The organism is Paraburkholderia sp. BL6669N2 (genome assembly GCF_003387275.1).
Taxonomy (GTDB): domain Bacteria; phylum Pseudomonadota; class Gammaproteobacteria; order Burkholderiales; family Burkholderiaceae; genus Paraburkholderia.
The window spans coordinates 3,606,240-3,632,433 of the sequence record NZ_QUNA01000001.1 but is presented as its reverse complement, the minus strand read 5'-3'; the positions used below and the strand labels follow the sequence as shown (position 1 = coordinate 3,632,433).

The 26,194-nt window shown below is 63.2% G+C and carries 24 protein-coding genes and 1 tRNA gene; 10 read left to right on the top strand and 15 right to left on the bottom strand.

Annotated features, from left to right (window positions below; translation table 11 throughout):
- Positions 1 to 18: 18 nt before the first annotated feature.
- The 4 genes from B0G80_RS16530 to B0G80_RS46845 are packed head-to-tail and all read left to right on the top strand — an operon-like array spanning position 19 to position 4,467.
- Entirely contained in the window at positions 19 to 1,164 is a 1,146-nt protein-coding gene (locus tag B0G80_RS16530) for a homoserine O-acetyltransferase (RefSeq protein WP_106283941.1), read from the top strand.
- Positions 1,161 to 1,769 (top strand): methionine biosynthesis protein MetW, encoded by a 609-nt coding sequence (gene metW / locus B0G80_RS16525; protein WP_012431403.1) that lies wholly within the window; start codon positions 1,161 to 1,163, stop codon positions 1,767 to 1,769. The genes B0G80_RS16530 and metW overlap by 4 nt, the downstream gene beginning before the upstream one ends.
- A 14-nt stretch (positions 1,770 to 1,783) precedes the next feature.
- Positions 1,784 to 3,178, top strand: coding sequence for an AmpG family muropeptide MFS transporter (locus tag B0G80_RS16520; RefSeq protein ID WP_106283942.1), 1,395 nt, complete (start codon positions 1,784 to 1,786; stop codon positions 3,176 to 3,178).
- On the top strand, positions 3,175 to 4,467 hold the full coding sequence (locus tag B0G80_RS46845; protein ID WP_408967707.1) for a M48 family metallopeptidase: 1,293 nt from the start codon (positions 3,175 to 3,177) through the stop codon (positions 4,465 to 4,467). Before B0G80_RS16520 ends, B0G80_RS46845 begins: the two co-directional genes overlap by 4 nt.
- A gap of 135 nt (positions 4,468 to 4,602) precedes the next feature.
- Here the strand turns inward: B0G80_RS46845 and B0G80_RS16510 are convergent, their stop codons facing one another.
- From B0G80_RS16510 to gatC, 5 genes are all read right to left on the bottom strand, one after another.
- A complete protein-coding gene (locus B0G80_RS16510; protein WP_116118668.1) occupies positions 4,603 to 5,382 on the bottom strand; it encodes an exodeoxyribonuclease III in 780 nt (259 codons plus the stop codon).
- 46 nt (positions 5,383 to 5,428) lie between these two features.
- Positions 5,429 to 6,268 (bottom strand): PPK2 family polyphosphate kinase, encoded by an 840-nt coding sequence (locus tag B0G80_RS16505; protein ID WP_116118667.1) that lies wholly within the window; start codon positions 6,266 to 6,268, stop codon positions 5,429 to 5,431.
- A 140-nt stretch (positions 6,269 to 6,408) separates the two neighbouring features.
- A complete protein-coding gene (gene gatB, locus B0G80_RS16500) occupies positions 6,409 to 7,884 on the bottom strand; it encodes an Asp-tRNA(Asn)/Glu-tRNA(Gln) amidotransferase subunit GatB (RefSeq protein WP_116118666.1) in 1,476 nt (491 codons plus the stop codon).
- A 5-nt stretch (positions 7,885 to 7,889) separates the two neighbouring features.
- Complete coding sequence (gatA, locus tag B0G80_RS16495; protein ID WP_116118665.1) at positions 7,890 to 9,377, bottom strand: Asp-tRNA(Asn)/Glu-tRNA(Gln) amidotransferase subunit GatA; 1,488 nt, start codon at positions 9,375 to 9,377, stop codon at positions 7,890 to 7,892.
- Between the two features lie 193 nt (positions 9,378 to 9,570).
- Entirely contained in the window at positions 9,571 to 9,870 is a 300-nt protein-coding gene (gene gatC / locus B0G80_RS16490; RefSeq protein WP_105511670.1) for an Asp-tRNA(Asn)/Glu-tRNA(Gln) amidotransferase subunit GatC, read from the bottom strand.
- On the opposite strand from gatC, the gene B0G80_RS45865 reads away from it, so the two are divergent.
- From B0G80_RS45865 to rodA, 6 genes are all read left to right on the top strand, one after another.
- Positions 9,869 to 10,018, top strand: a complete 150-nt coding sequence (locus B0G80_RS45865) for a hypothetical protein (protein ID WP_181919965.1) — start codon at positions 9,869 to 9,871, stop codon at positions 10,016 to 10,018. The two genes, gatC and B0G80_RS45865, sit on opposite strands and share 2 nt — an antisense overlap.
- 232 nt (positions 10,019 to 10,250) lie before the next feature.
- Positions 10,251 to 11,294, top strand: coding sequence for a rod shape-determining protein (locus B0G80_RS16485; protein WP_004189550.1), 1,044 nt, complete (start codon positions 10,251 to 10,253; stop codon positions 11,292 to 11,294).
- A 153-nt stretch (positions 11,295 to 11,447) separates the two neighbouring features.
- A complete protein-coding gene (gene mreC / locus B0G80_RS16480) occupies positions 11,448 to 12,557 on the top strand; it encodes a rod shape-determining protein MreC (protein WP_116118664.1) in 1,110 nt (369 codons plus the stop codon).
- Positions 12,554 to 13,066, top strand: coding sequence for a rod shape-determining protein MreD (gene mreD, locus B0G80_RS16475; protein ID WP_095417751.1), 513 nt, complete (start codon positions 12,554 to 12,556; stop codon positions 13,064 to 13,066). Before mreC ends, mreD begins: the two co-directional genes overlap by 4 nt.
- A 142-nt stretch (positions 13,067 to 13,208) precedes the next feature.
- The gene (mrdA, locus tag B0G80_RS16470; RefSeq protein ID WP_116119695.1) at positions 13,209 to 15,524 is read left to right on the top strand and encodes a penicillin-binding protein 2; all 2,316 of its coding nucleotides are present in this window, start codon (positions 13,209 to 13,211) and stop codon (positions 15,522 to 15,524) included.
- Positions 15,525 to 15,533: 9 nt separating this feature from the next.
- Positions 15,534 to 16,682, top strand: a complete 1,149-nt coding sequence (gene rodA, locus B0G80_RS16465; RefSeq protein WP_116118663.1) for a rod shape-determining protein RodA — start codon at positions 15,534 to 15,536, stop codon at positions 16,680 to 16,682.
- A gap of 106 nt (positions 16,683 to 16,788) precedes the next feature.
- On the opposite strand, the gene B0G80_RS16460 is transcribed toward rodA, so the two are convergent.
- From B0G80_RS16460 to rsmB, 10 genes are all read right to left on the bottom strand, one after another.
- Positions 16,789 to 17,493, bottom strand: coding sequence for a tetratricopeptide repeat protein (locus B0G80_RS16460; protein ID WP_116118662.1), 705 nt, complete (start codon positions 17,491 to 17,493; stop codon positions 16,789 to 16,791).
- Positions 17,490 to 18,272: an HpcH/HpaI aldolase/citrate lyase family protein gene (locus B0G80_RS16455; RefSeq protein WP_116118661.1), complete on the bottom strand. Its 783-nt coding sequence runs from the start codon at positions 18,270 to 18,272 to the stop codon at positions 17,490 to 17,492. The genes B0G80_RS16460 and B0G80_RS16455 overlap by 4 nt, the downstream gene beginning before the upstream one ends.
- Before the next feature lie 225 nt (positions 18,273 to 18,497).
- The gene (gene queD, locus B0G80_RS16450) at positions 18,498 to 18,941 is read right to left on the bottom strand and encodes a 6-carboxytetrahydropterin synthase QueD (RefSeq protein ID WP_090518804.1); all 444 of its coding nucleotides are present in this window, start codon (positions 18,939 to 18,941) and stop codon (positions 18,498 to 18,500) included.
- Between the two features lie 9 nt (positions 18,942 to 18,950).
- On the bottom strand, positions 18,951 to 19,583 hold the full coding sequence (queE, locus tag B0G80_RS16445; protein ID WP_116118660.1) for a 7-carboxy-7-deazaguanine synthase: 633 nt from the start codon (positions 19,581 to 19,583) through the stop codon (positions 18,951 to 18,953).
- Between the two features lie 64 nt (positions 19,584 to 19,647).
- The gene (gene queC / locus B0G80_RS16440; RefSeq protein ID WP_116118659.1) at positions 19,648 to 20,382 is read right to left on the bottom strand and encodes a 7-cyano-7-deazaguanine synthase QueC; all 735 of its coding nucleotides are present in this window, start codon (positions 20,380 to 20,382) and stop codon (positions 19,648 to 19,650) included.
- Positions 20,383 to 20,771: 389 nt separating this feature from the next.
- Positions 20,772 to 20,847, bottom strand: a tRNA-Phe gene (locus tag B0G80_RS16435).
- A 108-nt stretch (positions 20,848 to 20,955) separates the two neighbouring features.
- On the bottom strand, positions 20,956 to 21,645 hold the full coding sequence (gene esaR, locus B0G80_RS16430; protein WP_116118658.1) for a response regulator transcription factor EsaR: 690 nt from the start codon (positions 21,643 to 21,645) through the stop codon (positions 20,956 to 20,958).
- Positions 21,646 to 24,060 (bottom strand): PAS domain-containing sensor histidine kinase, encoded by a 2,415-nt coding sequence (locus B0G80_RS16425; RefSeq protein ID WP_106283955.1) that lies wholly within the window; start codon positions 24,058 to 24,060, stop codon positions 21,646 to 21,648. It abuts the gene before it with no gap.
- Positions 24,050 to 24,649, bottom strand: coding sequence for a DUF4390 domain-containing protein (locus B0G80_RS16420; protein WP_106283956.1), 600 nt, complete (start codon positions 24,647 to 24,649; stop codon positions 24,050 to 24,052). The genes B0G80_RS16425 and B0G80_RS16420 overlap by 11 nt, the downstream gene beginning before the upstream one ends.
- Positions 24,646 to 26,085 (bottom strand): 16S rRNA (cytosine(967)-C(5))-methyltransferase RsmB, encoded by a 1,440-nt coding sequence (rsmB, locus tag B0G80_RS16415; RefSeq protein WP_116118657.1) that lies wholly within the window; start codon positions 26,083 to 26,085, stop codon positions 24,646 to 24,648. Before rsmB ends, B0G80_RS16420 begins: the two co-directional genes overlap by 4 nt.
- Positions 26,086 to 26,194: the final 109 nt, after the last annotated feature.

Sequence of the window (26,194 nt, the reverse complement as noted above, 5' to 3'; positions counted from 1 at the left end):
TGACAAATGGCGGAATGAATGGAATCCATCGGTATCGTCGCTCCCCACAAAATGCATTTCTCCGAGCCGCTGCAATTGCAGAACGGCAGCTCGCTGGCCGGTTACGACCTGATGGTCGAGACCTATGGCACGCTCAACGCCGCGCATAGCAACGCGGTGCTGGTGTGCCACGCGCTCAACGCGTCGCATCACGTGGCGGGCGTGTACGCTGACAATCCCAAGGACATCGGCTGGTGGGACAACATGGTCGGGCCGGGCAAGCCGCTCGACACCGACAAGTTCTTCGTGATCGGTGTGAACAACCTCGGATCGTGCTTTGGCTCGACCGGGCCGATGAGTATCGACCCGGCCACCGGCAACCCGTACGGCGCCACGTTCCCGGTCGTGACAGTGGAAGACTGGGTCAACGCCCAGGCGCGCGTCGCCGACCAGTTCGGCATCACGCGTTTCGCGGCGGTGATGGGCGGCAGCCTCGGCGGCATGCAGGCGCTCGCGTGGAGCATGATGTATCCGGAGCGCGTCGGTCATTGCATCGTGGTCGCGTCCACGCCGAAGCTGTCGGCGCAGAACATCGCGTTCAACGAGGTCGCGCGCTCGGCGATTCTGTCGGACCCGGATTTCCACGGCGGCAACTACTACGCGCATAACGTCAAGCCGAAGCGCGGCTTGCGCGTCGCGCGCATGATCGGCCACATCACGTATCTGTCGGACGACGACATGGCCGAGAAATTCGGCCGCTCGCTGCGTCGCGCGGAAGGCGCGGTAGACGCGTATAACTTCAACTTCGACGTGGAATTCGAAGTGGAGTCCTATCTGCGTTATCAGGGCGACAAATTCGCCGACTACTTCGACGCGAACACCTACCTGCTGATCACCCGCGCGCTCGACTATTTCGATCCGGCCAAGGCTTTCGACGGCGATCTGACCGCCGCTGTCGCGCACACCACGGCGAAATATCTGATCGCCAGCTTCTCGACCGACTGGCGTTTCGCGCCGGCCCGCTCGCGCGAACTGGTGAAAGCACTGCTCGACCACAAGCGCACGGTCACGTACGCGGAAATCGACGCGCCGCACGGCCACGACGCCTTCCTGCTCGACGACGCGCGCTATCACAACCTGATGCGCGCCTACTACGAACGTATTGCGAACGAGGTGAACGCATGAACCAGCGAGCACTCGATTACCTGGCGCTGCGCCCGGACTTCCGCGCGATCGCGCGCTGGGTCGAACCGCGCGCCACCGTGCTGGATCTGGGCTGCGGCGATGGCTCGCTGCTCTCGCTGCTGACCGAAGAACTGGACGTGCAGGGCTACGGCATCGAAATCAACGACGCGGGCGTGCTGGCGTCGACGCAGAACGGCGTCAACGTAATCCAGCAGAATCTGGAAGACGGCCTGCGCCTGTTCGAAGACGGCAGCTTCGATTTCGCGATTCTGTCGCAGACGCTGCAAACCATTCATCAGACGGCGGCGATCCTGCGCGAGACCGTGCGGGTCGGCAAGGAATGCATCGTGTCGTTCCCGAACTTCGGCTATTGGGCGCATCGGCTCTCGGTGCTGCAGGGACGCATGCCGGTGTCGAAGTCGCTGCCTTATCAGTGGCACAACACGCCGAACGTGCGGGTACTGACCATCGAGGATTTCGAGGCGCTGGCGCCGGAAGTCGGCATCGAAATTCTTGACCGCGTGGTGCTGCACGACGGTCAGGTGGTGCGGTGGGGGGTGAACTGGCGTGGTAGTCTTGCGGTCTATCGCGTCAAGAAAAGCTAACCCCACTTATCCACATGTCGAACCCGCCGCACGAGGCGCCTGCACTTACCGCTCACGAAGAACATCCCGGCTGGCGCGCGTTCCTGAATACGCGCATGCTGATCTGTGTCTTTCTCGGCTTTACGTCGGGCTTGCCGCTGTTCACGCTCGTCTACCTGGTGCAGGCGTGGTTACGCTCAGAAGGCGTCAATCTGAAGGAAATCGGCCTCTTTGCGCTGATCCAATTCCCGTACACCTGGAAATTCATCTGGGCGCCCTTGATGGACCGCTACGTCCCGCGTTTTCCGGGCTGGCGTCCGGGCAGACGGCGTGGCTGGATGCTGGTCACGCAAATACTCGTGGCCGGCGCCATCGCCACCTTGGGGTTCGTGTCGCCTAAAGATTCGATCTGGACGGTGGCGGCTTTGACCGCGCTGGTCGCGTTCTTTGGCGCAAGTCAGGACATTGTGATCGACGCCTACCGGCGCGAGTTGTTGAGCGATACCCAGCAAGGTCTCGGCAACGCGGTGCACGTGAACGCTTACAAGATCGCGGCGCTGGTGCCCGGTTCGCTCGCGCTGATCCTGTCCGACCATTTGCCTTGGACCACCGTTTTCATTGTGACGGCCGCGTTCATGCTGCCTGGCATGGTGATGACACTCGTAGTGCGCGAACCCGAAGTTCATGGCACGCCGCCGAAAAATCTGCGCGAAGCGATCGTGCAGCCATTCAAGGAATTCATTCAGCGCGACGGCTGGCGCGGCGCGCTGTTCGTGCTCGGTTTCATCTTTCTGTACAAGCTCGGCGACACGATGGCGACCACGCTGTCCACCTCGTTCTTTCTCGACATCGGCTTTTCGCGCACGCAGATCGGCGTGATCGCGAAGACCACCGCGTTCGGCGCGAGCCTGGCGGGCGGGATTGTCGGTGGGATCTGGCTGATGAAAATCGGCATCGGCCGCGGGCTGTGGATATTCGGCGTCCTGCAGATGGTGTCGACGCTCGGCTTCGCATGGCTCGCGCACCTCGGGCCGGCATCGCCCGGTCTCGTCGCAATTTACGACATCGCCGTCTGGCTAAGCGAAGGCACGACAAAGCTGCTGGCACTGGTGGGCGTCGATTGGGCGGTGCAGCTCGAGCCGCGTTCAGTTGCGCTGGCGCTTGTCTACGGACTGGAAACCTTTGCCACCGGGCTGACGATGGCGGCCTTCACCGCCTATATCGCCAGCACCACCGATCCGCGCTACACCGCCACCCAGTTCGCCCTCTTCACGAGCCTTGCTTCGGTGCCGCGCACGCTGGCTTCCGCGGCGAGCGGCTACGTGGTCGCGCAGATCGGCTGGTTCGACTACTTCATCGTTTGTACCGCGCTGGGGTTGCCCGGCATGTTGCTACTGCTGCGTATCGCGCCGTGGAGGAAGCAGTCGTGAAGGCGCTTCTTTCGAAGGGTGCGGCGCGCTCGGTGATGTCTCGGCGCCCTGCCATCAAGGGCAGCCGCGCGGCACTGCACGCCATATGCGCGCTCGGCTGTGCGAGCCTGACATTAGCCGCGCCATTGAACGCCTCTGCGGCAGCCATGCCGGCTGCGGCTACCAGCGCACCCGCGGCGGCTCCGGCGCCGGCCACTACGTCAGCACCGACGGCGAAGCCCGCAGCGGCGACAGGCGCGAGCCCTGAAAGCGCGACATCGGCTGCACAGGGCGCGAACAATGCCACCGGCGCTGCGGGTGCAGGCAGCGCGCCCGCCGCTGCAACGCCGCCTTCATCGCCTCCCTCGCCCCAATCGACGCAGCCGCCGCCGGCCCCGGTCACGGCCAGAACGCCCGCCGCGACATCTTCGCCACCCGCGGCCACCAAAGCGCCGGCCGTCCCCTCGATGCCCGCCGCGGCGTCCGCGTCGTACACCCTGAACACGCAGTTGCGTTACGGCGGTTATCTGGTGTTCCGCAACCTGATCCCATCGCCGATGCTTGAGGCGCAAGCCGCCGACGAGTTCAGCCAGATCACCTACGGCGCCGAGCATTCGAACCGCCTGTACGCCGACACCGACGCGCATGTCACGCGCGTGCGCTCGATCGTCGACAAGATGATTCCGTACTCGCTGAAATGGAACGAGCGGGCCAAGAACTGGAAATGGGATGTAGCGGTGGTGCGCTCGCCCGATATCCGCATGTACTGTCTGCCGGGCGGCAAGATTGTCGTGTACGGCGGCCTGCTCGATCGCGCGAAACTGAACGACAACGAGCTCGGCATGCTGATCGGCCATGAGATCGCGCATGCGTTGCGCGAGCATGCACGCGAGCGGCTCGGCCAACTGCAGGCAAGCCAGCTCGACTCGTCCGGCACGATCCCGCAGCTGTTCGGGCTCGCCGATCTGGGCGCGGCACCGCTCGGCATCGGCTCGCGCCTGCTGGAAATGAAGTACGAAAATACGGACGAGACCGAAGCCGACGTGATCGGCAGCGATATCGCATCGCGCGCCGGCTTCGATCCGCGCGCGGCGGTCACGCTGTGGGACAAGCTGGCGCAGGCCACGCGCAACAATCGCGATCAAGGCTTCATCTACGTGCATCCCTATACGCCGGCGCGCCGTCAGGACATCGTCAAGCGCTTGCCGGACATGCTGCCGCTCTACGCCAAGGCGATCGGCAAGACCGTGGACGCGTTGCCGGACTACGCCGGCATGGGCCGGCCGCGTCGCAAACTGGCCCGCGATTGAGTTGCGTGGGCCTTTAGCGTCCGCTGCTTCCGCGACAACGCGTTCCGCAGGGTCGAGTTCCGGTTCGCTTGCTGCGCACTCGCACTGGCGACCATTGTCGTGACAAAGGCGAGGCCTCAGCCTCGCTTGCCGTTCTTACTTCTTCACCTTGTGGTCGTAATCCACCGTTAGCGGCGCATGGTCGCTGAACTTGATGTCGCGGAACACGTCGGTGCGTTTCGCCTTGCTCGCGATACCCGCCGTCGCGATCTGATAATCGATCCGCCACCCGACGTTCTTCGCATACGCCTGACCGCGATTGCTCCACCATGTGTACTGTTCCGGCCGCTGGTCGAGCGTGCGGAACACGTCGACGTAACCCACTTCATCGAATAGTTTGGTGAGCCATGCGCGCTCTTCCGGCAGGCAACCCGAATTCTTCTGGTTGCTCTTCCAGTTCTTGATATCGATTTCCTTGTGGACGATGTTGACGTCGCCGCACACGATCACCTCACGCTCCTGAGCCAGCTCCGCGAGATGCGGCATGAACTCGTCCATGAAACGGTATTTGGCCTGTTGGCGTTCGTCGCCGCTCGAACCCGAGGGCACATACACCGAAATCACCGAGAGCTTGCCGAAACGCAGTTCGACATAACGCCCTTCCGGGTCGAACTCCTCGCTGCCGAAGCCGATCACCACTTCGTCCGGTTCGTGACGCGTGTACACGCCCGCGCCGCTATAACCCTTCTTCACAGCGTGCTGAAAGTATCCGGTGAAGTTGTGCGGGGCCATGAATTCCGGCGTCATGTCGTCCTGCGAGCATTTGATTTCCTGCACGCACAGCACGTCGGCCTTCTGCTCTCCGAACCAGTCGAAAAAGCCTTTCTTGGCCGCCGAGCGGATGCCGTTCAGGTTCGCGGTAATCACACGCAACATGTCGTTCCTTTTTACGTTCGATTCGTTGATGAAGCGAAAGGCACGGTCACTCGACCTTGATGCCCTTCAGCGATTCTTTGGCAGGCGGATATTCGAGCTTGAGCGCTTCGAACGTGCGCAACAGCAACTCCGCAACCATCACGTTGCGATGCGTCTTGGAGTCGGCGGGAATCACGTACCACGGCGCGTATTCCGTCGAGGTCGCTGCCAGCGCCTCCTGGTGCGCCGCCTGGTACTCGTCCCACTGCTTGCGCACTTCGAGATCGGCAAGGTCGAATTTCCAGTGCTTGCTCGGATCGTCGATGCGCGCCTGCAGACGCGTCCGCTGCTCGTCTTTCGAAATGTGCAGCATGCACTTGACGATGGCCGTACCGCTATACGCCAGCAATTCCTCGAACTGGCGGATGTGGCAGCAGCGTTGCACAAAGGCTTGCTCATCCAAAGTGCCGTGCACGGTGGGCACCAGAAGATCTTCGTAGTGACTGCGGTTGAAGATCGTCAGTTCACCGGCGGCCGGCGCTTGTGAATGCACGCGCCAGAGAAAGTCATGCGCGAGTTCGACAGGCGTCGGCGCCTTGAAGGGCACGATGCGCAAACCAAGCGGATCGACTTCGTGAAACACGGCGCGGATCGTGCCGTCCTTGCCGCTCGTGTCCATGCCCTGCAGCACCAGCAATACGCGGCGCGTTTGCTGCGCGTGCAAGCGCTCCTGCAAGTTGTCGAGCTTCGTGCCGATCTCCGACAGACGCGCCTTGTCGCCATCTTTCGAGCCGGTCGAAAACGGCTTGGCGGCCGGGTCGAAATCGCTCAGCGAGAATTTGTTTTTCTTCTTGCCGTCGTCGAAATACGGCACGCGGAAATCGTCGAGTTCGGGTTGCCTGGCCATCCACACACTCCCCTGATCTGTGTTCGCTTAAACGGACCCGCATAATGAAACGGGCCGTTGCCCCACTTTCGTTGCCGGCAACAGCCCGTGCTGACCTGAGCTTTAGCGCTTCAGTCGTTCACGCTCAACTTAACTTCGACTCAGGATAGCTTCTTCTTCAGCAGTTCGTTCACCTGCGCCGGATTGGCCTTGCCCTTCGTCGCTTTCATTGCCTGACCGATCAGCGCGTTGAATGCCTTTTCCTTGCCGGCGCGGAATTCCTCGACCGACTTCTGATTCGCGGCGAGCACTTCGTCGATGATCGCTTCCAGCGCGCCGGTATCCGAAATCTGCTTCAGCCCCTTCGCTTCGATGATGCGGTCGGCGGCGGCTTCGTCGGTGGCCTTCTCTTCCCAGATCGCGAGGAAAATTTCCTTGGCGATCTTGTTGGAGATGGTGCCGTCGGCGATACGCTGCAGCAGCAACGCGAGTTGCGCGGACGACACCGGGCTCCCGGCAATGTCGAGACCCTCGCGATTCAGTTGCGACGACACTTCGCCCATCAGCCAGTTGGCGGCAACCTTGGCGTTGGCCGGACCGACCTTGCTCACCACCGCTTCGTAGTACGCGGCCATGGCTTTGCTCGACGTCAGCACGTTAGCGTCGTACGGCGTCAAACCGTATTGCGACACGAAACGCTGTTGAATCGCCACCGGCAGCTCTGTCATCCCTGCCTTGACGCGCTCGATCCACGCCGCGTCGATCACGAGCGGCATCAGATCGGGATCAGGGAAATAGCGGTAATCGTGCGCGTCTTCCTTGCTGCGCATGGAGCGCGTTTCGCGCTTGTCCGGATCGTACAGACGCGTTTCCTGCACCACCGTGCCGCCGTCTTCGATCAACTCGATCTGACGGCGCACTTCGTACTGGATCGCTTCTTCGAGGAAGCGGAACGAGTTCAGGTTCTTGATCTCGGCACGCGTGCCGAATTCGGCCTGCCCGACCGGACGCACCGACACGTTCGCGTCGCAACGGAACGAGCCTTCCTGCATGTTGCCGTCGCAGATACCGAGCCACGTGACGAGCGTGTGCAGCGTCTTCGCGTAAGCGACCGCTTCGGCCGCGCTGCGCATTTCCGGCTCGGTGACGATTTCGAGCAGCGGCGTGCCGGCGCGATTCAGGTCGATGCCGGTCATGCCCGCGAAGTCTTCGTGCAGCGACTTGCCCGCGTCTTCTTCGAGGTGAGCGCGCGTGAGATTGACGACCTTCTCATACGCTTCCTTGCCGGCCTTTTCATTGGCCGGCACCTGAATCGTTACCTGACCGCCCTGCACGACGGGGATTTCGTACTGGCTGATCTGATAGCCCTTCGGCAGATCGGGGTAGAAATAATTCTTGCGCGCGAAGATACTACGCGGCGCCACCGTTGCGCCGATCGCGAGACCGAACTGGATCGCGCGCTCCACGGCGCCGCGGTTCATCACCGGCAACGTGCCCGGCAACGCCAGATCGACGGGGCTGGCTTGCGTGTTCGGCGCCGCGCCGAATTGCGTCGCGGTGCCCGAAAAAATCTTCGATTGAGTCGACAGTTGCGCGTGGGTCTCCAGACCGATCACGACTTCCCATTGCTTGGCCATGGTGCTCACACTCCTGCCGGTGCTTTACGGTGCCAGTCGGTCACGCGCTGGAACGCGTCGGCCACCTGAAGCATCCGGGCTTCATTGAAATAGTTGCCGATGATCTGCAAACCGACCGGACGCTGCGCATTCGCGCCCGCGCCGAAGCCGCACGGCACACTCATGCCCGGCAAACCGGCAAGGCTCACCGACAGCGTGTAGATGTCGGCCAGATACATCTGCACCGGATCGTCGCCCTTCGCGCCGAGGTCCCACGCCACCGACGGCGCGACCGGTCCCATGATCACGTCGCACTGCTTGAACGCTTCCTGGAAGTCCTGCGCGATGATGCGGCGGATCTTCTGCGCCTGCAGGTAGTACGCATCGTAATAGCCGTGCGACAGCACATACGCGCCGACCAGAATGCGGCGCTTCACTTCCGGACCGAACCCTTCGGCGCGTGACTTCTTGTACATGTCCAGCAGATCGCGATACTCGGCAGCGCGATGGCCGAAGCGCACGCCGTCGAAACGCGACAGGTTCGACGAAGCCTCGGCCGGCGCGATCACGTAGTACACCGGAATCGACAACTCCGTTTTCGGCAGCGAGACTTCGACCAGTGTGGCGCCGAGCGCTTCGTATTGCTTCAACGCGGCGTCGATCGAGGCGCGCACGTCGTCGGCAAGACCGGCGCCGAAATACTCTTTCGGCAGGCCGATGCGCAGGCCCGCGAGCGGCTTGCCGGCGCCGTCTTCTTTCCACGGTTTGCCGAGATAACGCGTGTAGTCTTCGTCGTCGCGCACGAGGCTGGTCGAATCGCGTTCGTCGAAGCCGGCCATGGCGTTGAGCAGCGTCGCGCAATCCGCGGCGTTTTGCGCCATCGGACCGCCCTGATCCAGCGACGAGGCAAACGCGATCATGCCGTAACGCGATACTCGACCGTACGTCGGCTTGATACCGGTGATGCCGGAGAACGACGCCGGCTGACGGATCGAGCCGCCGGTATCCGTACCCGTTGCAGCGGGCGCGAGGCGCGCGGCCACAGCGGCAGCCGACCCGCCCGACGAACCGCCCGGCACAGCCTTAACATCCCACGGATTCTGCACAGGACCAAAGTACGAATTCTCGTTGGACGAGCCCATCGCGAACTCATCCATATTGGTCTTGCCCACGCACACCATGCCGGCGTTCTGCAGACGCGCGACCACGGTCGCGTCGAACGGGCTTTCGTAGTTCGACAGCATTTTCGAGCCGGCGGTGGAGCGCCAGCCCTTGGTGACGAACACGTCTTTGTGCGCGATCGGCAGGCCGACCAGCGGGCCGGCGTGGCCGGTATGAAGCAGCGCGTCCGCGGCTTTCGCCTGCGCGAGCGTCAGATCGGGATCGACCTGGATGAATGCGTTCAGGCTGTTGGCCGCGTCGATCCGCTTCAGATAGAGCTGCGCCAGTTCGACTGCGGAGCATTCCTTGGCCGTCAGTGCGGCGCGCAGTTCGGTCAAACTTTTTTCATGCATTGCGTTTTATCCTGAAGAGCGCGGCAGCGTAGGCACGCTGCCGTGGAGGCGTTCGGCTGCCCGCCGGCAAACCGAGCCGAGGAAGCCGGAGACGACGGTTATGCGAGCGCTGAAGCCACGAGTCGATATGCCGCAAGTCGGCACTTCGTCTGGAGGCCCGCTCGCATACCGCGCCGGGCTCGTTGCGCGGGTGTTACTCGATCACCTTCGGCACGAGATACAGGCCGTCCTGCACGGCGGGTGCCGGGCGCTGGAAAGCTTCGCGTTCGACCGTTTCTGTCACCGCGTCGTTACGCAAACGCAGCGCGACGTCTTCGATCTGCTCGATCGGATGGGCAAGCGGCGCGATGCCGGTGGTATCGACCGCCTGCATCTGCTCGACGAGCCCGAAAAAATCGTTGAGCTGGACGAGCGTGTGCTCAGCGTCGGCGTCGGCCAGTTCGAGCCGCGCGAGATGCGCGATGCGTTTTACATCGGTCAGGGTCAGAGCCATGCAGTCACCGGAAAATGTGGTGGACCGCCGCAGCAAGGAAAAAACGATGCCGCGACAGCGGGTTACGACGCTGGAGGAAGACCTCGAAAAAGGGGCCAGCGGTGGCAAAAAGTGCCGTCCGTTTCCTTCAAAACATCCAAAATTATAAGGTATCATTACGCGTTCGACCCAAACCCGGACCGTCTTACCAAGGCCTTTCTGAACAATTCCCAAAGATAGTTCGGATTTTTCTGACCTGGCTTTGCATCGGCCTCCGGTAGACTCCCTCGCAGCTTCAAGTTCCTGTGGCGCCGCATCCGCCCGGTTGAAGCTGTTATTTTTTCCGCTGCCGCCCTGCGCAACCATTGCGAGGCCCGGCCCCCAGCGAGACAGGATTTTGAATGTTCGGTTTTTTGCGCAGCTACTTTTCCAACGATCTGGCCATTGACCTCGGTACGGCCAACACGCTCATCTACATGCGTGGCAAGGGCATCGTTCTTGATGAACCGTCTGTGGTGTCGATCCGCCAGGAAGGCGGTCCCAACGGCAAGAAAACCATCCAGGCAGTCGGCAAGGAAGCCAAGCAGATGCTCGGCAAGGTGCCGGGCAACATCGAGGCAATCCGCCCCATGAAAGACGGCGTGATCGCCGACTTCACGGTCACCGAGCAGATGATCAAGCAGTTCATCAAAACTGCTCACGAATCGCGCATGTTCTCGCCGTCGCCGCGCATCATCATTTGCGTGCCGTGCGGTTCGACCCAGGTCGAGCGCCGCGCCATTAAAGAAGCCGCGCACGGTGCGGGCGCTTCGCAGGTCTACCTCATTGAAGAACCCATGGCCGCGGCTATCGGCGCCGGCCTGCCGGTGTCGGAAGCAACCGGCTCGATGGTCGTCGACATCGGCGGCGGTACGACCGAAGTCGGCGTGATCTCGCTCGGCGGCATCGTGTACAAAGGCTCGGTGCGCGTAGGCGGCGACAAGTTCGACGAAGCCATCGTCAACTACATCCGCCGCAACTACGGCATGCTGATCGGCGAACAAACCGCCGAAGCCATCAAGAAGGAAATCGGTTCCGCCTTCCCGGGTTCCGAAGTCAAGGAAATGGAAGTGAAGGGCCGCAATCTGTCGGAAGGCATTCCGCGCAGCTTCACCATCTCCAGCAACGAAATTCTCGAAGCCCTCACCGATCCGCTGAACCAGATCGTGTCGTCGGTGAAGATCGCGCTCGAACAAACGCCGCCGGAACTCGGCGCCGATATCGCCGAGCGCGGCATGATGCTCACGGGCGGTGGCGCACTGCTGCGCGATCTGGACCGCCTGCTCGCCGAAGAAACCGGCCTGCCGGTGCTCGTCGCCGAAGACCCGCTGACCTGCGTTGTGCGCGGTTCGGGCATGGCGCTCGAACGCATGGACAAGCTGGGCAGCATCTTCTCGTACGAGTAAGCGAGCCCGTCTCCATGTCAGTAGCGCGGATCAGGCAAACGGCTCCTTGCGGGCCGGTTTGCCGTTGGCTGGGCCTACCAGCCTCCGCGCGCTGAACGCGCGTTCCTCGCGCGCCGCCGTCTCACCCAACCGCTCACGCCCCCGGCGCCGACCATGGAATACAGTCCGCCGCCCCTGTTCAAGCAAGGACCGTCCGCCCTCGCACGACTCGTATTTTTTGTCTTGCTGGCGATCGCCCTGCTGATCTCCGACGCACGCTTCAAAACGCTCGAAATCGTTCGCGGCGTGCTCGGCGCGGGTCTCTATCCGTTGCAACGCGCCGCCCTCGTGCCGCGCGATATGTTCGTGGGCGCCGCCGACCTGGCCGTGACCAGCGCCACGCTGCGCAGCGAAAACGACAAACTGCGCACCAAAGACCTGCAGCTTTCGCAGCAAGCCAATACGGCCGCTGGGTTGGCGGCCGAGAACGCGCATTTGCGCGCGCTGCTGCAACTGTCGCAGCGCTCTACCACGGAATCGCTGCCTGCCGAGATCCAGTACGACACGCGTGATCCGTTCACGCAGAAGGTCGTGATCGGCCGAGGTGCGCAGCAAGGCATCCAGAACGGTTCGCCGGTCGTCAACGAAGACGGAGTGATTGGCCAGGTAACGCGCGTGTTCCCGCTGCAAGCCGAAGTGACGCTGCTCACAGACAAGGATCAGGCAGTGCCTGTGCAGATCGTGCGCACGGGTCTGCGCAGCGTAATTTACGGCACGCCGAAGGGCGACACGCTCGATCTGCGTTTCGTGCCGATCAGCGCCGACATTCAAACCGGCGACGAACTCGTCACCAGCGGTCTGGACGGCGTGTATCCGCCGGGTCTGCCGGTCGCCAAGGTGGTGCGGGTCGACAAGCAGGCCGATACGGCGTTCGCCCGCGTGATCTGCCTGCCGGTCGCGCCGGTGCGCGGCGCGCGTCAGCTGCTGGTGCTGCATTACGTGAACAATGTGCCGCCGCGTCCGGCCGAAGAGCCCGACGCAGCCACGGCCGCGAAGGACGCAAAAGCGAAGAAAGGCGCCAAATCGGCCGACGGCAAGGCCGCGGCGGATAAATCCCAGGCAAAAGCCGGCGAAAAGGCCGCAGCCGAGAAACCCGCAACCGCCAAGCCCACCGAAAAGGCGCCGGCCAAACCGCCCGCAGCGGAGAAAAAGCCCGCCGCCGAAAAGAAACCGGCCGCTGACAAGAACGCGAAGCCGCCAGCCAAGCCAGGGGCCCAGCCATGAACCGTCCGCAATACATCCTGCAGCCGGTCAATCCTTACTTCATCTCGTTCAGCCTCGCTGCGGCGTTCCTGCTGAACCTGATGCCGTGGGGGCGCCTCGTCGGCGTGCCGGACTTCGTCGCGCTCGTGTTGCTGTTCTGGAACGTGCACCAGCCGCGCAAAGTCGGCATGGGTATCGCGTTTTCGCTCGGATTGCTGATGGATGTGCACAACGCCAGCCTGCTCGGTGAGCACGCGCTGGCGTACACGTTGTTGTCGTACGGCGCGATCACGATTCACCGTCGTGTGCTGTGGATGTCGCTCGGCGTGCAGACCTTCGCGGTCATGCCGCTGCTGGTGGTCGCGCAACTGGTGCCGTTCGTGATCCGTCTGCTGACGGGCGCGGCGTTTCCGGGCTGGGGTTATCTGATCGACGGCTTCGTCGAAGCCGCGCTGTGGCCGGTCACCAGCATGCTGCTGCTGATGCCGCAGCGCCGCCCCGCCGATCCGGACGATACCCGGCCGATTTGATCCCGCATCGAGCGCGCCGGCCGTTCTTGCCAGAACCCACTTTCCCGGCCCACTCGACGCGCATCGCTGTTCATGCCTCCCGGTTCCGGCCGGAAAAGGCGCACACTCATGATGGCCGTCACCCGGCCTTTTGCAGAATCGCATGACCGAATTCAAGGACACTCAGCAACAGCTCTCGAAGTTCCGCCTGCGCGTCGCGGCGGCGGGCCTGTTCGTGTTCGTCTGCTTCGGGCTGATCGGCTTCCGTTTCCTGTTTCTGCAGGTCTGGCACTACAGCAAATACTCGCTGCAGGCCGATGAAAACCGCATTTCGGTCGCGCCGATCGTCCCGAACCGCGGCATCATCACCGATCGCAACGGCGTGGTGCTGGCCAAGAACTACTCGGCCTACACGCTCGAACTGACGCCGTCGAAGCTGAACGACTCGATCGAAAACGTGATCGACAACCTGGCCACGGTCGTTTCAATCGACGCGCGCGATCGCCGCCGCTTCAAGAAGCTACAGGAGGACTCGAAGAACTTCGAGAGCCTGCCGATCCGCACCCGACTGACCGACGACGAAGTCGCGCGTTTCACCGCGCAGCGCTTCCGCTTTCCTGGCGTGGAAGTGCGCGCGCGCCTGTTCCGTCAATATCCGCTCGGGCCGACCGCGGCGCACGTGATCGGCTACATCGGCCGGATTTCGCAGCGCGATCAGGACCGTATCGACGACGCCAGCGATCAGAACGACAGCGATCCGGACCACTACGATCCGCGTCTGGACGCGAATAACTACAAGGGCACCGACTACATCGGCAAGATCGGCGTCGAGCAGAGTTACGAGACCGAGTTGCACGGCCAGACCGGTTTCGAGGAAGTGGAAGTAACCGCCGGCGGCCGCCCCGTGCGCACGTTGTCGCGAACCCAGGCGACGCCTGGCAACAACCTCGTGCTGTCCCTGGATATCGGCTTGCAGCAGGTCGCCGAGCAGGCCTTCGCGGGCCGCCGCGGCGCGCTGGTCGCGATCGAACCGTCGACGGGCGACGTGCTCGCCTTTGTGTCCGCGCCGAGCTTCGATCCGAATTCGTTCGTCGACGGAATCGACCAGCAGACCTGGGACGATCTCAACAACTCGCCCGACCATCCGCTGCTCAACCGTCCGCTGCACGGCACCTATCCGCCGGGCTCGACCTACAAGCCCTTCATGGCGCTCGCCGCGCTCACGCTGCACAAGCGCACGCCGGGCTGGGGCTTCCAGGATCCCGGTTCGTACACCTTCGGCGGCCACACGTTCCGCAACGACGTGCGTTCGGGCCAAGGCTGGGTAGATATGAACCGCGCGATCGTGGTGTCGAACGACACGTATTTCTACATGCTCGCGCACGATCTCGGCGTCAACAATATCGCCAACTTCATGAAACCGTGGGGTTTCGGCCAAATCACCGGCATCGACATTTCGGGCGAGGCGAAGGGCATTCTTCCCTCCACGGAATGGAAGCGCAAGGCGTACCGCAAGCCCGAGCAGCAACGCTGGTATGAAGGCGAAACGATCAGTCTCGGCATCGGCCAGGGCTACAACTCGTTCACCATTCTGCAGCTCGCTCACGCCACGGCCACGCTCGCGAACAACGGCGTCGTGATGAAGCCGCACCTCGTGCGCGACATCGAAAATCCGATCACGAAAGACACGCGGCCGGTGGTGCGCGATCCTAGCGACAAGATCGCGGTCAAGCAATCGGACATCGACATCATCAAGCGTGCGATGGAAGGCGTCGTGACCAACGGCACGGCGTCGAAGCTGTTCATCGGCGCGCCGTATCAGGCCGCCGGCAAGACGGGTACGGCGCAGGTCTACTCGCTGCAGGGCGCGAACTACAAAGGCCACGCGGTCGCCGAGCATCTGCGCGACCACGCGCTCTTCATCGCGTTCGCACCAGCCGAGCAACCGAAGATCGCGCTCGCGCTGATCGTCGAAAACGGCGGCTGGGGTGCGGAATCCGCAGGCCCGATTGCGCGCAAGGTGCTCGACTATTACCTGGTCGGCAAGAACAAGCCGGGTGCGCAGCAAGCGGCCATCGAGGCAGCGGCGTCGGCAACCGAAGATGCCTCCGCGCCGGAAGTCGGCGGCGCACCGCTGGCGCCGCAGGACGGAGTGCAGCCGGTCAAGGTCGCAGCGGGCTTCACCGCGTTGCCGATTCCCGGCGCGGCTTCGGCGGCAGCGGCGGCCTCCGCTGCGGCGGCTGCGAAGGCGGCGTCCGCGGCGGCAGCAGCTTCCGCGCCTGATGCCGCATCGGCACCGGTTGCCGCCTCGACGTCCGCATCCACCGCCACGAAGAATCCGGCGTCGCGTAAATCCGGCGTCCCGCATAAACCCCGTCCGGCCAGCGAGCCGGCGCCGACAGCCGCCGCTGCGTCGCGCGATGGCGGCATTCAGGCCACGTCGCCACGCCAGCCGGTTTCCGGCGGCATCGACGAGTAAGGAGAAGGCATGCAATTCGACAAGCGCGCCTGGCTCGACCGCATCAAGCGGATGTTCGCGGGCTTCGATCGCCCGCTCGCACTGATCGTGTTTCTGCTGTTGTGCGTCGGCATCGTCACGCTGTACAGCGCGAGTCTGGATGTCCCCGGCCGCGTGGAAGACCAGCTGCGCAACATCATGCTGACCTTCGTGCTGATGTGGGCGCTCGCCAATGTGCCACCCACCACGCTGATGCGCTTCGCGGTTCCGCTCTATACATTCGGGATCGCGTTACTGGTCGCGGTGGCGCTATTCGGCCTCACGCGCAAAGGTGCGAAGCGTTGGATCAATGTCGGCGTGGTGATCCAGCCTTCGGAAATCCTGAAGATCGCCACGCCGTTGATGCTCGCCTGGTACTACCAGCGACGCGAAGGGGTAATGCGCTGGTACGACTTTCTGGTCGGCCTGGTGATTCTCGCGGTGCCGGTCGGCCTGATCGCCAAGCAGCCCGACCTCGGCACAGCCGTGCTGGTGTTCGCGGCCGGTCTCTTCGTGATTTACTTCGCTGGCCTGAGTTTCAAGCTGATCGTGCCGGTGCTGATTGCAGGCGTGATCGCGGTCGTGTCCATCGCCGCCTTCCAGGACAAAATCTGTCAGCCGGAAGTGCAATGGCCGCTGATGCACGACTACCAGAAACACCGCATCTGCACGCTGCTCGATCCGACTTCCGATCCGCTCGGCAAGGGCTTCCATACCATTCAGGCGGTCATTGCGATCGGCTCGGGTGGCCCGCTTGGCAAAGGCTGGCTGAAGGGCACGCAGGCGCACCTGGAGTTCATCCCTGAGAAGCACACCGACTTCATTTTCGCCGTGTTCTCCGAAGAGTTCGGGCTGGCGGGCGGCGTCGTGCTGCTCACGCTATACATGCTGTTGATCGCGCGTGGGCTGTATATCGCGGCCAATGGCGCGACACTATTCGGACGCCTGTTAGCCGGCTCATTGACCATGGCGTTCTTCACCTACGCGTTCGTGAATATCGGCATGGTGAGCGGCATCTTGCCGGTGGTCGGCGTGCCGTTGCCATTCATGAGTTACGGCGGCACCGCGCTGACGACGCTGGGCGTCGCGATCGGCCTGATCATGAGCGTCGCGCGGCAGAAGCGGTTGATGCAGAGCTAGCGCGGCGGTGCCGCGCGGGCTTTGCCGGCGACTCCACAAGCAAAAGGGACGCTCTTCACGGAGCGTCCCTTTTTGCATCCAGCGTCGTTATCAAAACGCCACGGTCTTACTGCGGCTTCACTTCCTTCTGATCTCGCAACTGCGCGCTGAGTTGCTGATACTTGAGCCGCGCCGCCGGATCGCCCTGCGCCGCCGCGGCTGCGTAATAAGCGCGCGCCACGTTGAGATTCTTCTCTACGCCGTCGCCGCCCCGCTCATAAAACGAGCCGGCCACGTATTGCGCGGTCATGTCGCCGCCCTGCGCGGCTTTCTTGTACCAGACGAACGCCTGCTTGTTGTCGCGCTCGGTGCCGCGGCCATCGAGGAACTGATTGGCCAGTGCCAGTTCCGCCTGCACGTGTCCCTGCTCCGCCGCCTTCAGGAACCAGCGGTGCGCTTCGACCGGATCGCGCCCGACGAACTCGCCATCGTCGTACATCTTGCCGTACACGTATTGCGCGTGCGACATGTTGGCGTCGGCGGCCTTGCGCAGCCATTTCTTGCCTTCATCGACATTGACCGACGTGCCTTCGCCGTTGAGCAGCATCATCGCGTAGTTGAACTCGGCGAGACGGCTGCCGCGCTCGGCAGCTTTGCGGAACTCGACAAGCGCCGCAGCCAGATTGCCGGCGTTGTAGTCGGCGACCGCGGTTTGCGTCTCCGGATCATTCGACTTCGCGATCCGGCTGTCTTGCGCATAGGCCGCCACATTCGCCATCAATGCCGCTGCAACTGCCAGACGCACCACGACGCACTGCACCGTCCCCTTCATGACCTCACCTCCTGCAGCGCCTGGCGAGTCGCGCGCAACATCCACATGACGTCCGCGGCCAGAGCGATGAATCGAAAACCGGCATCGCGGTGCTGCTTCGCACTCGCGACGTCCATGGCAAAAATACCGGCGGCAATGCCCGCCTTGTCCGCGGCGCTGACGATGCGCGCCATCGCGGCCTGCACGTCGGCGTGCTTCGAATCGCCGAGATGACCGAGGCTCGCGGCGAGATCCGCCGGCCCGACGAACAGGCAATCGACGCCCGGCGTCGTCGCGATCTTTTCCACTTCCTGCAAGCCGCGCGCCGACTCGATCTGCACGATGGTCGCGATCTGCGCATTGGCCGTCTGCACGTAGTCACGCCGCATGCCGTAACCCGCCGCGCGCACTGCGCCGGCAACGCCGCGCTCACCGTCGAGCGCGCCGGCGGTCGGATATTGCGTGAGACGCACGGCGCGCGCCGCCTCGTCCCCGGACTCGATATTCGGGAACATCAGCGTGCGCGCGCCGGCATCCAGCACGCGCTTGACGAGCCATGCCTCGCTGGACGGCACGCGCACCACCGGCTCGCTCGGCAGATGCGCGGCGGCGATCGCGCGCAATTGCGAGGCGACGTCGCCGCTATCGTTCGGTGAGTGCTCCATGTCGATCAGCAGCCAGTCGTAACCGGCGTGCGCGAGCGCTTCGGCGGCGGCGTCGCTGCCGAGCGAGAGCCACAGTCCGAACAGCGGATCGGTTTCTTTAAGGCGTGACTTGAGGGGATTGGTGAAGGTGCTCATCGCCGCGCTCCCTCGCAATGAAGCGGCGCTTCGCCTGAACTGCGGGAAAGCGTGCTGCCCTCGTGGGCCAGATGAGCGCGCGGGCCGTGGCGGCCCGGCTGCCTGCTGCGACGCAATGCGGTGACCGGCATGTCTCGCTCCGTGTGGTTGTCGGAGCGATCATACCGTGACAATAACGCGAAGGTTGGGCCGCGCGAGCGGCCCGCGAGCGTCGGGTTACAGGCTTTAGTCGCGGACCACGTCTGCCCAGCAATTCGGCGTCTCGTACAGACGCAGCTTGTGCAGACGCAGATTCACGCCGTAGTGCGCGTCGTAGACGTTCGCGAGAATGTCGAACGCGACGGCGGCAAGATTTTCGACGGTGGGAATGCGATCGAGCACGACCGTCTTGTGGCCGGCCATCGTTTCCAGGAAACCGCGCACTTGCGTGTCGCCTTCATAGACGAGAAACGCGTGGTCCCACTTGTCGACGAGATGCTCGACGGCGAGCGACTTCACGTCGGCGAAGTCCATCACCATGCCGCGATCGGGCGCGCCTTCGGTGTCGACCAGATCGCCTTGCAGCGTGATTTCGAGCACATAGCGATGACCGTGCAGATTACGGCACTGGCTGCGGTGATCGGGGATGCGGTGACCCGCGTCGAATTCGAGTTTTCGTGTAATCGTCAGCACGGCAAATCAGGGAATGTTCAGATACTTGTGGGTCTGCATCGACAGGCGCCATTGCGGATGGCGTTTGCACCAGTCGATCGCGAGCTTGGTGTTGAGGTCGCGCGACGGTCCGTCCATAGGCTGGACGAGGAAATACTCGAAGTCGAGCTTCGCATACTCGGACAAACGCTGGTTGTCCTGCGGAATCACAACCTTCAATTCGTTGCCCTTGGTCACGACGAGCGGTGCGTCCGCCTTCGGGCTCACGCAGATCCAGTCGATCGTTTCGAGCACCGGCAGCGAGCCGTTGGTTTCGATGGCGATTTCGAAGCCGGCGGCATGCAGCGCGTCGACCAACGGTTGATCGATCTGCAGCATCGGCTCGCCGCCCGTGCACACCACGAAACGCTCGCCCTCGCCTTCCGGCCATTGCGACGCGATCATCTTCACGAGATCGTCAGCCGTGCGGTACTTGCCGCCGTTCTCGCCGTCGGTGCCGACGAAATCGGTATCGCAGAAGCGACACACCGCCTCGGCGCGATCTTCTTCACGGCCCGACCACAGGTTGCAGCCGGCGAACCGGCAGAAGACAGCAGGACGCCCGGCATTCGCGCCCTCGCCCTGCAACGTGTAGAAGATTTCCTTGACCGCGTAAGTCATGCTGCTTTCTGCCCTGTGTTCCTGAAAAATTATTGCCTGAGTTGCGCTGCTGCGCCGCGCGTCATCAGAGCGGCGCCTCGGTGACCTTCTCACCCGACAGATACGCCTCGTAACCGCGCTTGCGCAAACGGCACGCCGGGCATTCGCCGCAACCGAAACCCCATGCATGCAATTCAGCGCGTTCGCCGACATAGCATGTGTGCGTCTCGACGCGCACCAGCTCGACCAGCTCGTCGCCGCCGAGCTCGTGTGCGAGACGCCACGTGTCGGCTTTGTCCAGCCACATCAACGGTGTTTCGAGCAGGATGCGCGTGTCCATGCCAAGGTTCAGCGTGACTTGCAACGCCTTCATCGTGTCGTCGCGGCAGTCGGGATAGCCCGAGAAATCCGTCTCGCACATGCCGCCGACCAGCACCTGCAAACCACGTCGATAGGCAATCGCCGCCGCGATGGTCATGAACATCAGATTGCGGCCCGGCACGAACGTGTTCGGCAAACCGTTCGCCGTAGCTTCGATCTCGATCTCGCGCGTCATGGCGGTATCGCTGATCGCGCCGAGCACCGACAGATCGATCATGTGGTCGTCGCCGAGACGCTCCGCCCATGCCGGAAATGCGCGCGCGACCGCATTGCGAAACCCCTCGCGGCATTCCAGTTCGACGCGGTGCCGCTGACCGTAATCGAAGCCCAGTGTCTCGACCGTTTCATAACGTTCGAGCGCCCAGGCGAGACATGTGGCGGAATCCTGGCCGCCGGAAAACAGCACCAGAGCGCTACGTTTAGCGTCTTTGCGGATCACCGTGAAACTCCGTGAATGAAGAGTGCCACGTCGCGCTGCGCGAGGTGCGCCATGCAAGCAACGCGGCGCGACGCGTGCCGGCACTGCTGCCGGCCCAAAGCAGTATAGGCCGCGCCTTCCGCATGCAGAGTCGCTGGGGCTTATACCGTTAATCGTCGGGCGAAGGGTTCGGTGCTAGTGGCGGCGTTGCCGCGCGGCACTCAGGCGACGCACTTACGTGCAAGTCCTTGAACTGGCGCGATTTTATCACGCGACGCCAAACACCGCTGAGCGCGCCCCGCACACGTGGCGCACGCAAGCCGAAGCAACGCTGCCCGTCACGCCCCATCACACCAGGCGCACAAAAAGGAAAAGCCCCAGGAATCTTGCGATTTCCTGGGGCTGAATCCTGGTGGCCTGGGACGGAATCGAACCATCGACACGCGGATTTTCAATCCGCTGCTCTACCAACTGAGCTACCGGGCCAACGAAGAACGAAATGATATCAAAGGGTCAGCGCTCCGACAAGCCCCTTCTCGAAAAATTCTGTGGAAGCGAGATCGACATGTTTAACGCCGGCTTCACTTCCGCGGTTCACTCACCTTTGTTTTTGCCAAGATCCACGCCGAGCTGCTTGAGCTTGCGATACAAGTGCGTGCGCTCCAGCCCGGTCTTCTCCGCCACGCGCGTCATGCTGCCGTTCTCGCGCGCGAGGTGATATTCGAAGTACGCGCGCTCGAACGCGTCGCGTGCATCACGCAGCGGAATGTCGAACGAGATCGAGGCCGTTTGCGCAGCCAGCGCGCCGCTGCCCATGCCGTCGGTGGAGAGCATCGGCAATGCCGCCGCCGAAGCGACCGCCGAAACACTCACCGGCAACGCCGGCTTGGCCGCCGCGCCGCCGGGCGCACCCACTGCCGTCCCCCGCGCGAGACCCTGCTCGACGGCCTTCAGCAGCTTCTGCAGCGCAATCGGCTTCTCGAGGAAATTGAGCGCGCCGATCTTGGTTGCTTCAACCGCCGTGTCGATGGTTGCGTGGCCGGACATCATGATCACCGGCATGGTCAGTTGCCCTTGCGCGGCCCATTCCTTAAGCAAGGTCACGCCGTCGGTGTCGGGCATCCAGATGTCGAGCAGCACCAGGTCAGGCGCCTGGCGCAAACGGAATTCGCGCGCTTCCTGCGCATTTTCCGCGGCCTCCACGACATGCCCTTCGTCGCTCAGGATCTCCGAGAGCAATTCCCGGATGCCCATTTCATCATCTACCACCAGGATGGTTGCCATTTACGCTGCCCTTGTCTGCACTGTTGCTTTTGTCTTTCCCTGCGACGCACCGCCGTGCGCCGGACGCGGCCCTGTTCCGGGTGCCACGCCATCGTCTGCCAGTTGAAGGAAGAGGATCGAAATCTGCGCGCCCTCGATGACATCTCCCGCTTTCATGCGATTGCGGATGTCGATGCGCGCGCCGTGTTCATCGACGATCTTCTTGACCATCGCAAGACCCAGGCCCGTACCTTTGGCCTTGGTCGTTACGTAAGGTTCGAATGCACGTGTGAGGATACGCGCGGGAAAGCCCGCTCCGTTATCCGACACGGTCAGACGCACCGCGACCCGGACTTTGCCTTCCGCGTCGGGGTCTCCGTATTCTACTGTCCTCGTCTCGAGCAACACACGCGGATGCTCGAGATCCGCCACCGCATCCTGCGCGTTCTGCAGCAGGTTGTGAATCACCTGACGCAATTGCGTCGCGTCGCCACGAATCGCCGGCAATGCGGCGAGCTCCACCTGAATGGCGCCCTTGCCTTCTTCGATACCGTACAGCGTGAGCACTTCGCTGACCAGATCGTTCAGCTGCAAATGGGCGAGCACCGCCGGCGGCGTACGCGCGTAATCGCGGAAGTTGTCGACCATCTGCTTCATCGCGGCGACCTGGTTCACGATCGTGGTCGCGCCACGCTTCAAGACATCGGCATCGGATGGCGAGAGCTTGTCGGCGAGTTTCATCTGCAGACGTTCGGCGGAGAGCTGGATCGGCGTGAGCGGATTCTTGATTTCGTGCGCGAGCCGCCGCGCGACTTCGCCCCACGCGATGGAACGCTGCGCGGAGATCACGTCGGAGATATCGTCGAACACCACGACGTAGCCGGAAGTCTGCATGTCTTCCGCGTCGCGGTCCGTCGCCGAGACAAGCCGCGCACCGCGCACGAGCAACGTAAGCGGCTCGGTTTCGTCCGGCACCTGCACGGAAAACTGCTGCTGCCAGTGACCGCGATCGTCGTGACCATCGCCGCTCGCCGCTTCGCGATCGGCAAACGCCTTGCGCACCATGCCGCCGAATTCGCTCAGCACGCCGATCTGATCCAATGCCGAACCCATCACCGCCTGGAACGGCTGACGGAAAATCCGCTCGGCGCCTCGATTCGCGGTGGTCAGTCTGAACTGCCGGTCGAACACGAACACGCCCGCGGTCAGGTTCGCGAGAATACTTTCCAGATACGCCTTCGAGTGTTCAAGCGCGATGCGGTTGTTCTCGACCGCCGCGCGCGCTTCCGACAACTGCCGCGTCATCGCATTGAACGACTGCGTGAGAAAGCCCAGTTCGTCGCGCGATTTGATTTCGCGCTTCGGCGTGTAATCGCCTTCCGTGATTTCCTTGGTGCCTTGCGCCAGCAGGAACAATGGCCGTGCGAGCTGATTGCCGAGCGCGAGTGCGAGCATCATCGCGATGAAGGTGGCAAGGAACAGCGCGAGCGTCAGCGTGCCGATATACATCTTGCGCAGACCCGTACGGCCGAGCGCCTTCTCCTGGTACTCGCGATAGGCGCGCTGCACCGCGTCGGCATTGCGCGCGAGCGTGGGCGAAACCGGCTGCGTGAGTTGCAGGAAGCGTTCGGTGGGCTGCAACAGCGCGGCGTTCGAATCGGGGATGCGTTGCACCACCCGCAGCCGCAACACGCCCTTGCTGCCATGCGCGTGAGGATCGCCGTCCACTTCGCCTTCGATCGCCGCATAGCCACGGCCGCGCGCCTGTTCGATCATCAACGGCGTGGGCAAATCGTTCGGCACCAGCGTCGCGTAGTTGCCGGAGGCCTGCGCGACCACGTGCATGTCGGGCGTCGCGCCTGACATGCTGCGCGTAGGTTCGACGATCGTCGCATCCTGCACGCCGAACTGGTCGCGCAGACGCAGCAGCGTGAGCGTGGTGCCGGCGGCGTCCGCGCTCGCCAACTGTTCCGACATCAAGCGGCCCTTGGTTTGCAGATCGGACAGCGACGCGTCGAGCATGCCGCGCCCGAGATTCAAACCGGACGTGAGCGCTGTCTCGACATTCACATCGAACCACGACTCGATACTGCGCGACACGAACTGATACGACACGACGTAGATGATGCCGCCCGGCACCACGCCGACCAGCGCCATGAAGAACGCGAGTTTCGCCAATAGCCGCGTGCCGAACTTACCCTTTCTCAGCCGCGCGATGATGATGATGACGAGCGTCGCCACCACCAGCAAAAATATCATCGCGACCACGAGGTTGGCGGCGTAGAGCCACTGGTAATAGCGGTCGAAGAATTCGGTGTTCGCGCTGGCCGCGGCGAGCAGCACGAGCAGCAGCACGGCCGTCACGGCGACCGTCGACACCAGCACGCGCACGACGATGCTGCTGACACTGGTAGCGGAGCGCACTTTATTTAGCACGTTCGGTCACCGTGAAGGTAAAGCGCTTCCATTCGGAAGCGAGATTCCAGTCGCGGTTGTTCACCGCGTCGATCTGAAACGGCTTGGGCATCAGCGCGATGTCGAGTTGCATCCGCACCGACGCGTTATACGTCTCGCCGACACGCACTTCATTGCGTTCGATCACGTGCCACGACGTGATGTGCTTGATCACCGCGAGCGCATCCTTGAGCGTGGTGAAGCCGAGCTGCAAACCGCCGGACGACACGCTCGACACGCGGTACTCGCGCGTGAGCGGCTGGAACGACAGGCGAATGCTTTGCGACACGCTCACCGGCTGCTCGTCGAACCAGTACCAGCGCGGCCGGCTCAGTTCGAAGTCGGTCGTGAAATACAGCGGAATGCCTTTATTGACCGCGTCTTCGAGGTTGCTGTTCAGATCGAAGTCGAAGCGTGCGTCGAGATTCCAACCCGTGTTGTCGGCTTGCAGCGATGCACGCTGCACCGCGATCGAATCAGCGTGCGCCACGCCGGGCGCCGCCAGCCATACGGCCAGCGCGATCCAGAGCACGGCAGCGAGCCGAAGCGGGAAGAAGCGTTTGATGGTCACCGTTTCTGAAAGCGCGCGTAGAAGAATCCGTCGTGGTCTGAGTTCGCGCCGGCGCTGTCTTCAGCGGGTTGTCCGGCATGAGAACCGGCCGATGTGTCGGCGGGCGCGCGAGCGACTGAAGGCAACAGTTGCCCCGGCGCGTCCAATCGTACCGCATCCTGATACTTGTTTCCAAACCACTGCGCCTGCAACTCGCCTTCTTCGGGAAAGATCGAACAGGTAACGTAGAGCAACTCGCCGCCTGGTTTCACGAGCGGCCAGAGCGCGTCGAGAATGCGGCGCTGCTCGGCGACCAGCGCGGGAATGTCGGATGCGCGGCGCAGCCAGCGGATATCCGGATGACGCCGCACGATGCCCGACGCCGAACACGGCACGTCGGCCAGAATGCGATCGAACGGCGGGTCGATGTCGTCGTGCCATTTTGCGGGCGCGCCCGCGTCGCCGATCCGCACTTCCGCTTCGAGCTTGAGTCGCTGCAAATTTTCGCCGATACGGCGCGCGCGCGACGCGTCGCTTTCGAGCGCGACGAGCTGAAGGTTGGCCAGTTCGAGCAGATGGCCGGTCTTGCCGCCGGGCGCCGCGCACGCGTCGAGCACACGCATGCCGTCGCGCACGCCAAGTAGCGGCGCGGCGAGCTGCGCGCCGGCGTCCTGCACCGAGACGACGCCGTCGCTAAAGCCCGGAATGCGGTCGACCGGCATCGGCGTGGCGAGCTTGATGGCGTACTCGCCGGCCCTGCTCGCCGCAATGTGATGGTTTTGCAGCAATTGCAGATAGGCGTCGACCGTCGATTGACGCGCATTCACGCGCAGCGTCAGCGGGCCTTGTGTGTTGCCGGCGGCTAGCACCGACTGCCATGCGTCGGGCCACGCGCGCTTCACGGCATTGATCCACCATGCCGGATAGTTCCAGCGCGCGACTTCGTCGGCTTGCGCGGCGCTCAATAGCGTTTCGCGTTCGCGCAGGAAACCGCGCAGCACGGCGTTGACGAGGCCCTTCGCAAAGGCGAATTCACGGCGCGCGCCGATCGCGCTCACTGCCTGATCGACGACCGTGAACGGTGCGTACGCAGCATTCGCTTCGTCGTCGACGAGCAGCGCCAGCGAGCACGCGAGCACATGGCCGACGTGCGGCGGCGGCGCCTTTTTCACCAGCTTCGCGATCAGCCACTCGGCAATCGCGAGACGTCGCATGGTCCGGTAGGCGATGTCCTGCACCGCGCCACGCGCCGCGGCAGCGCTGGCCTCGGGGGCGGACACGAAGACGGATTGCAGCGCGGCCGGCAACGCTGCGCCGAGACGCACGGCGCCGACCGCCTGGCCCGCGCAGTCGAGCGCGAAGCCGAGCGATTCGGGCGCGAGATGCAGCATCGACAAACGTGATTCGCGCGGGCGCACCGATGAGGAAGCGGTACGCGAAGAAGGCTTTGTAGTCATCAAGAAGGCTATGGCGGGCCGCGCGGGGGCGCGCGACGCAATCAACACGCATTGTAGCGTGGCGCGCGACGCAGGCCGGCGGGCGGTCTGTGAGCGTGGTGATCGCGGA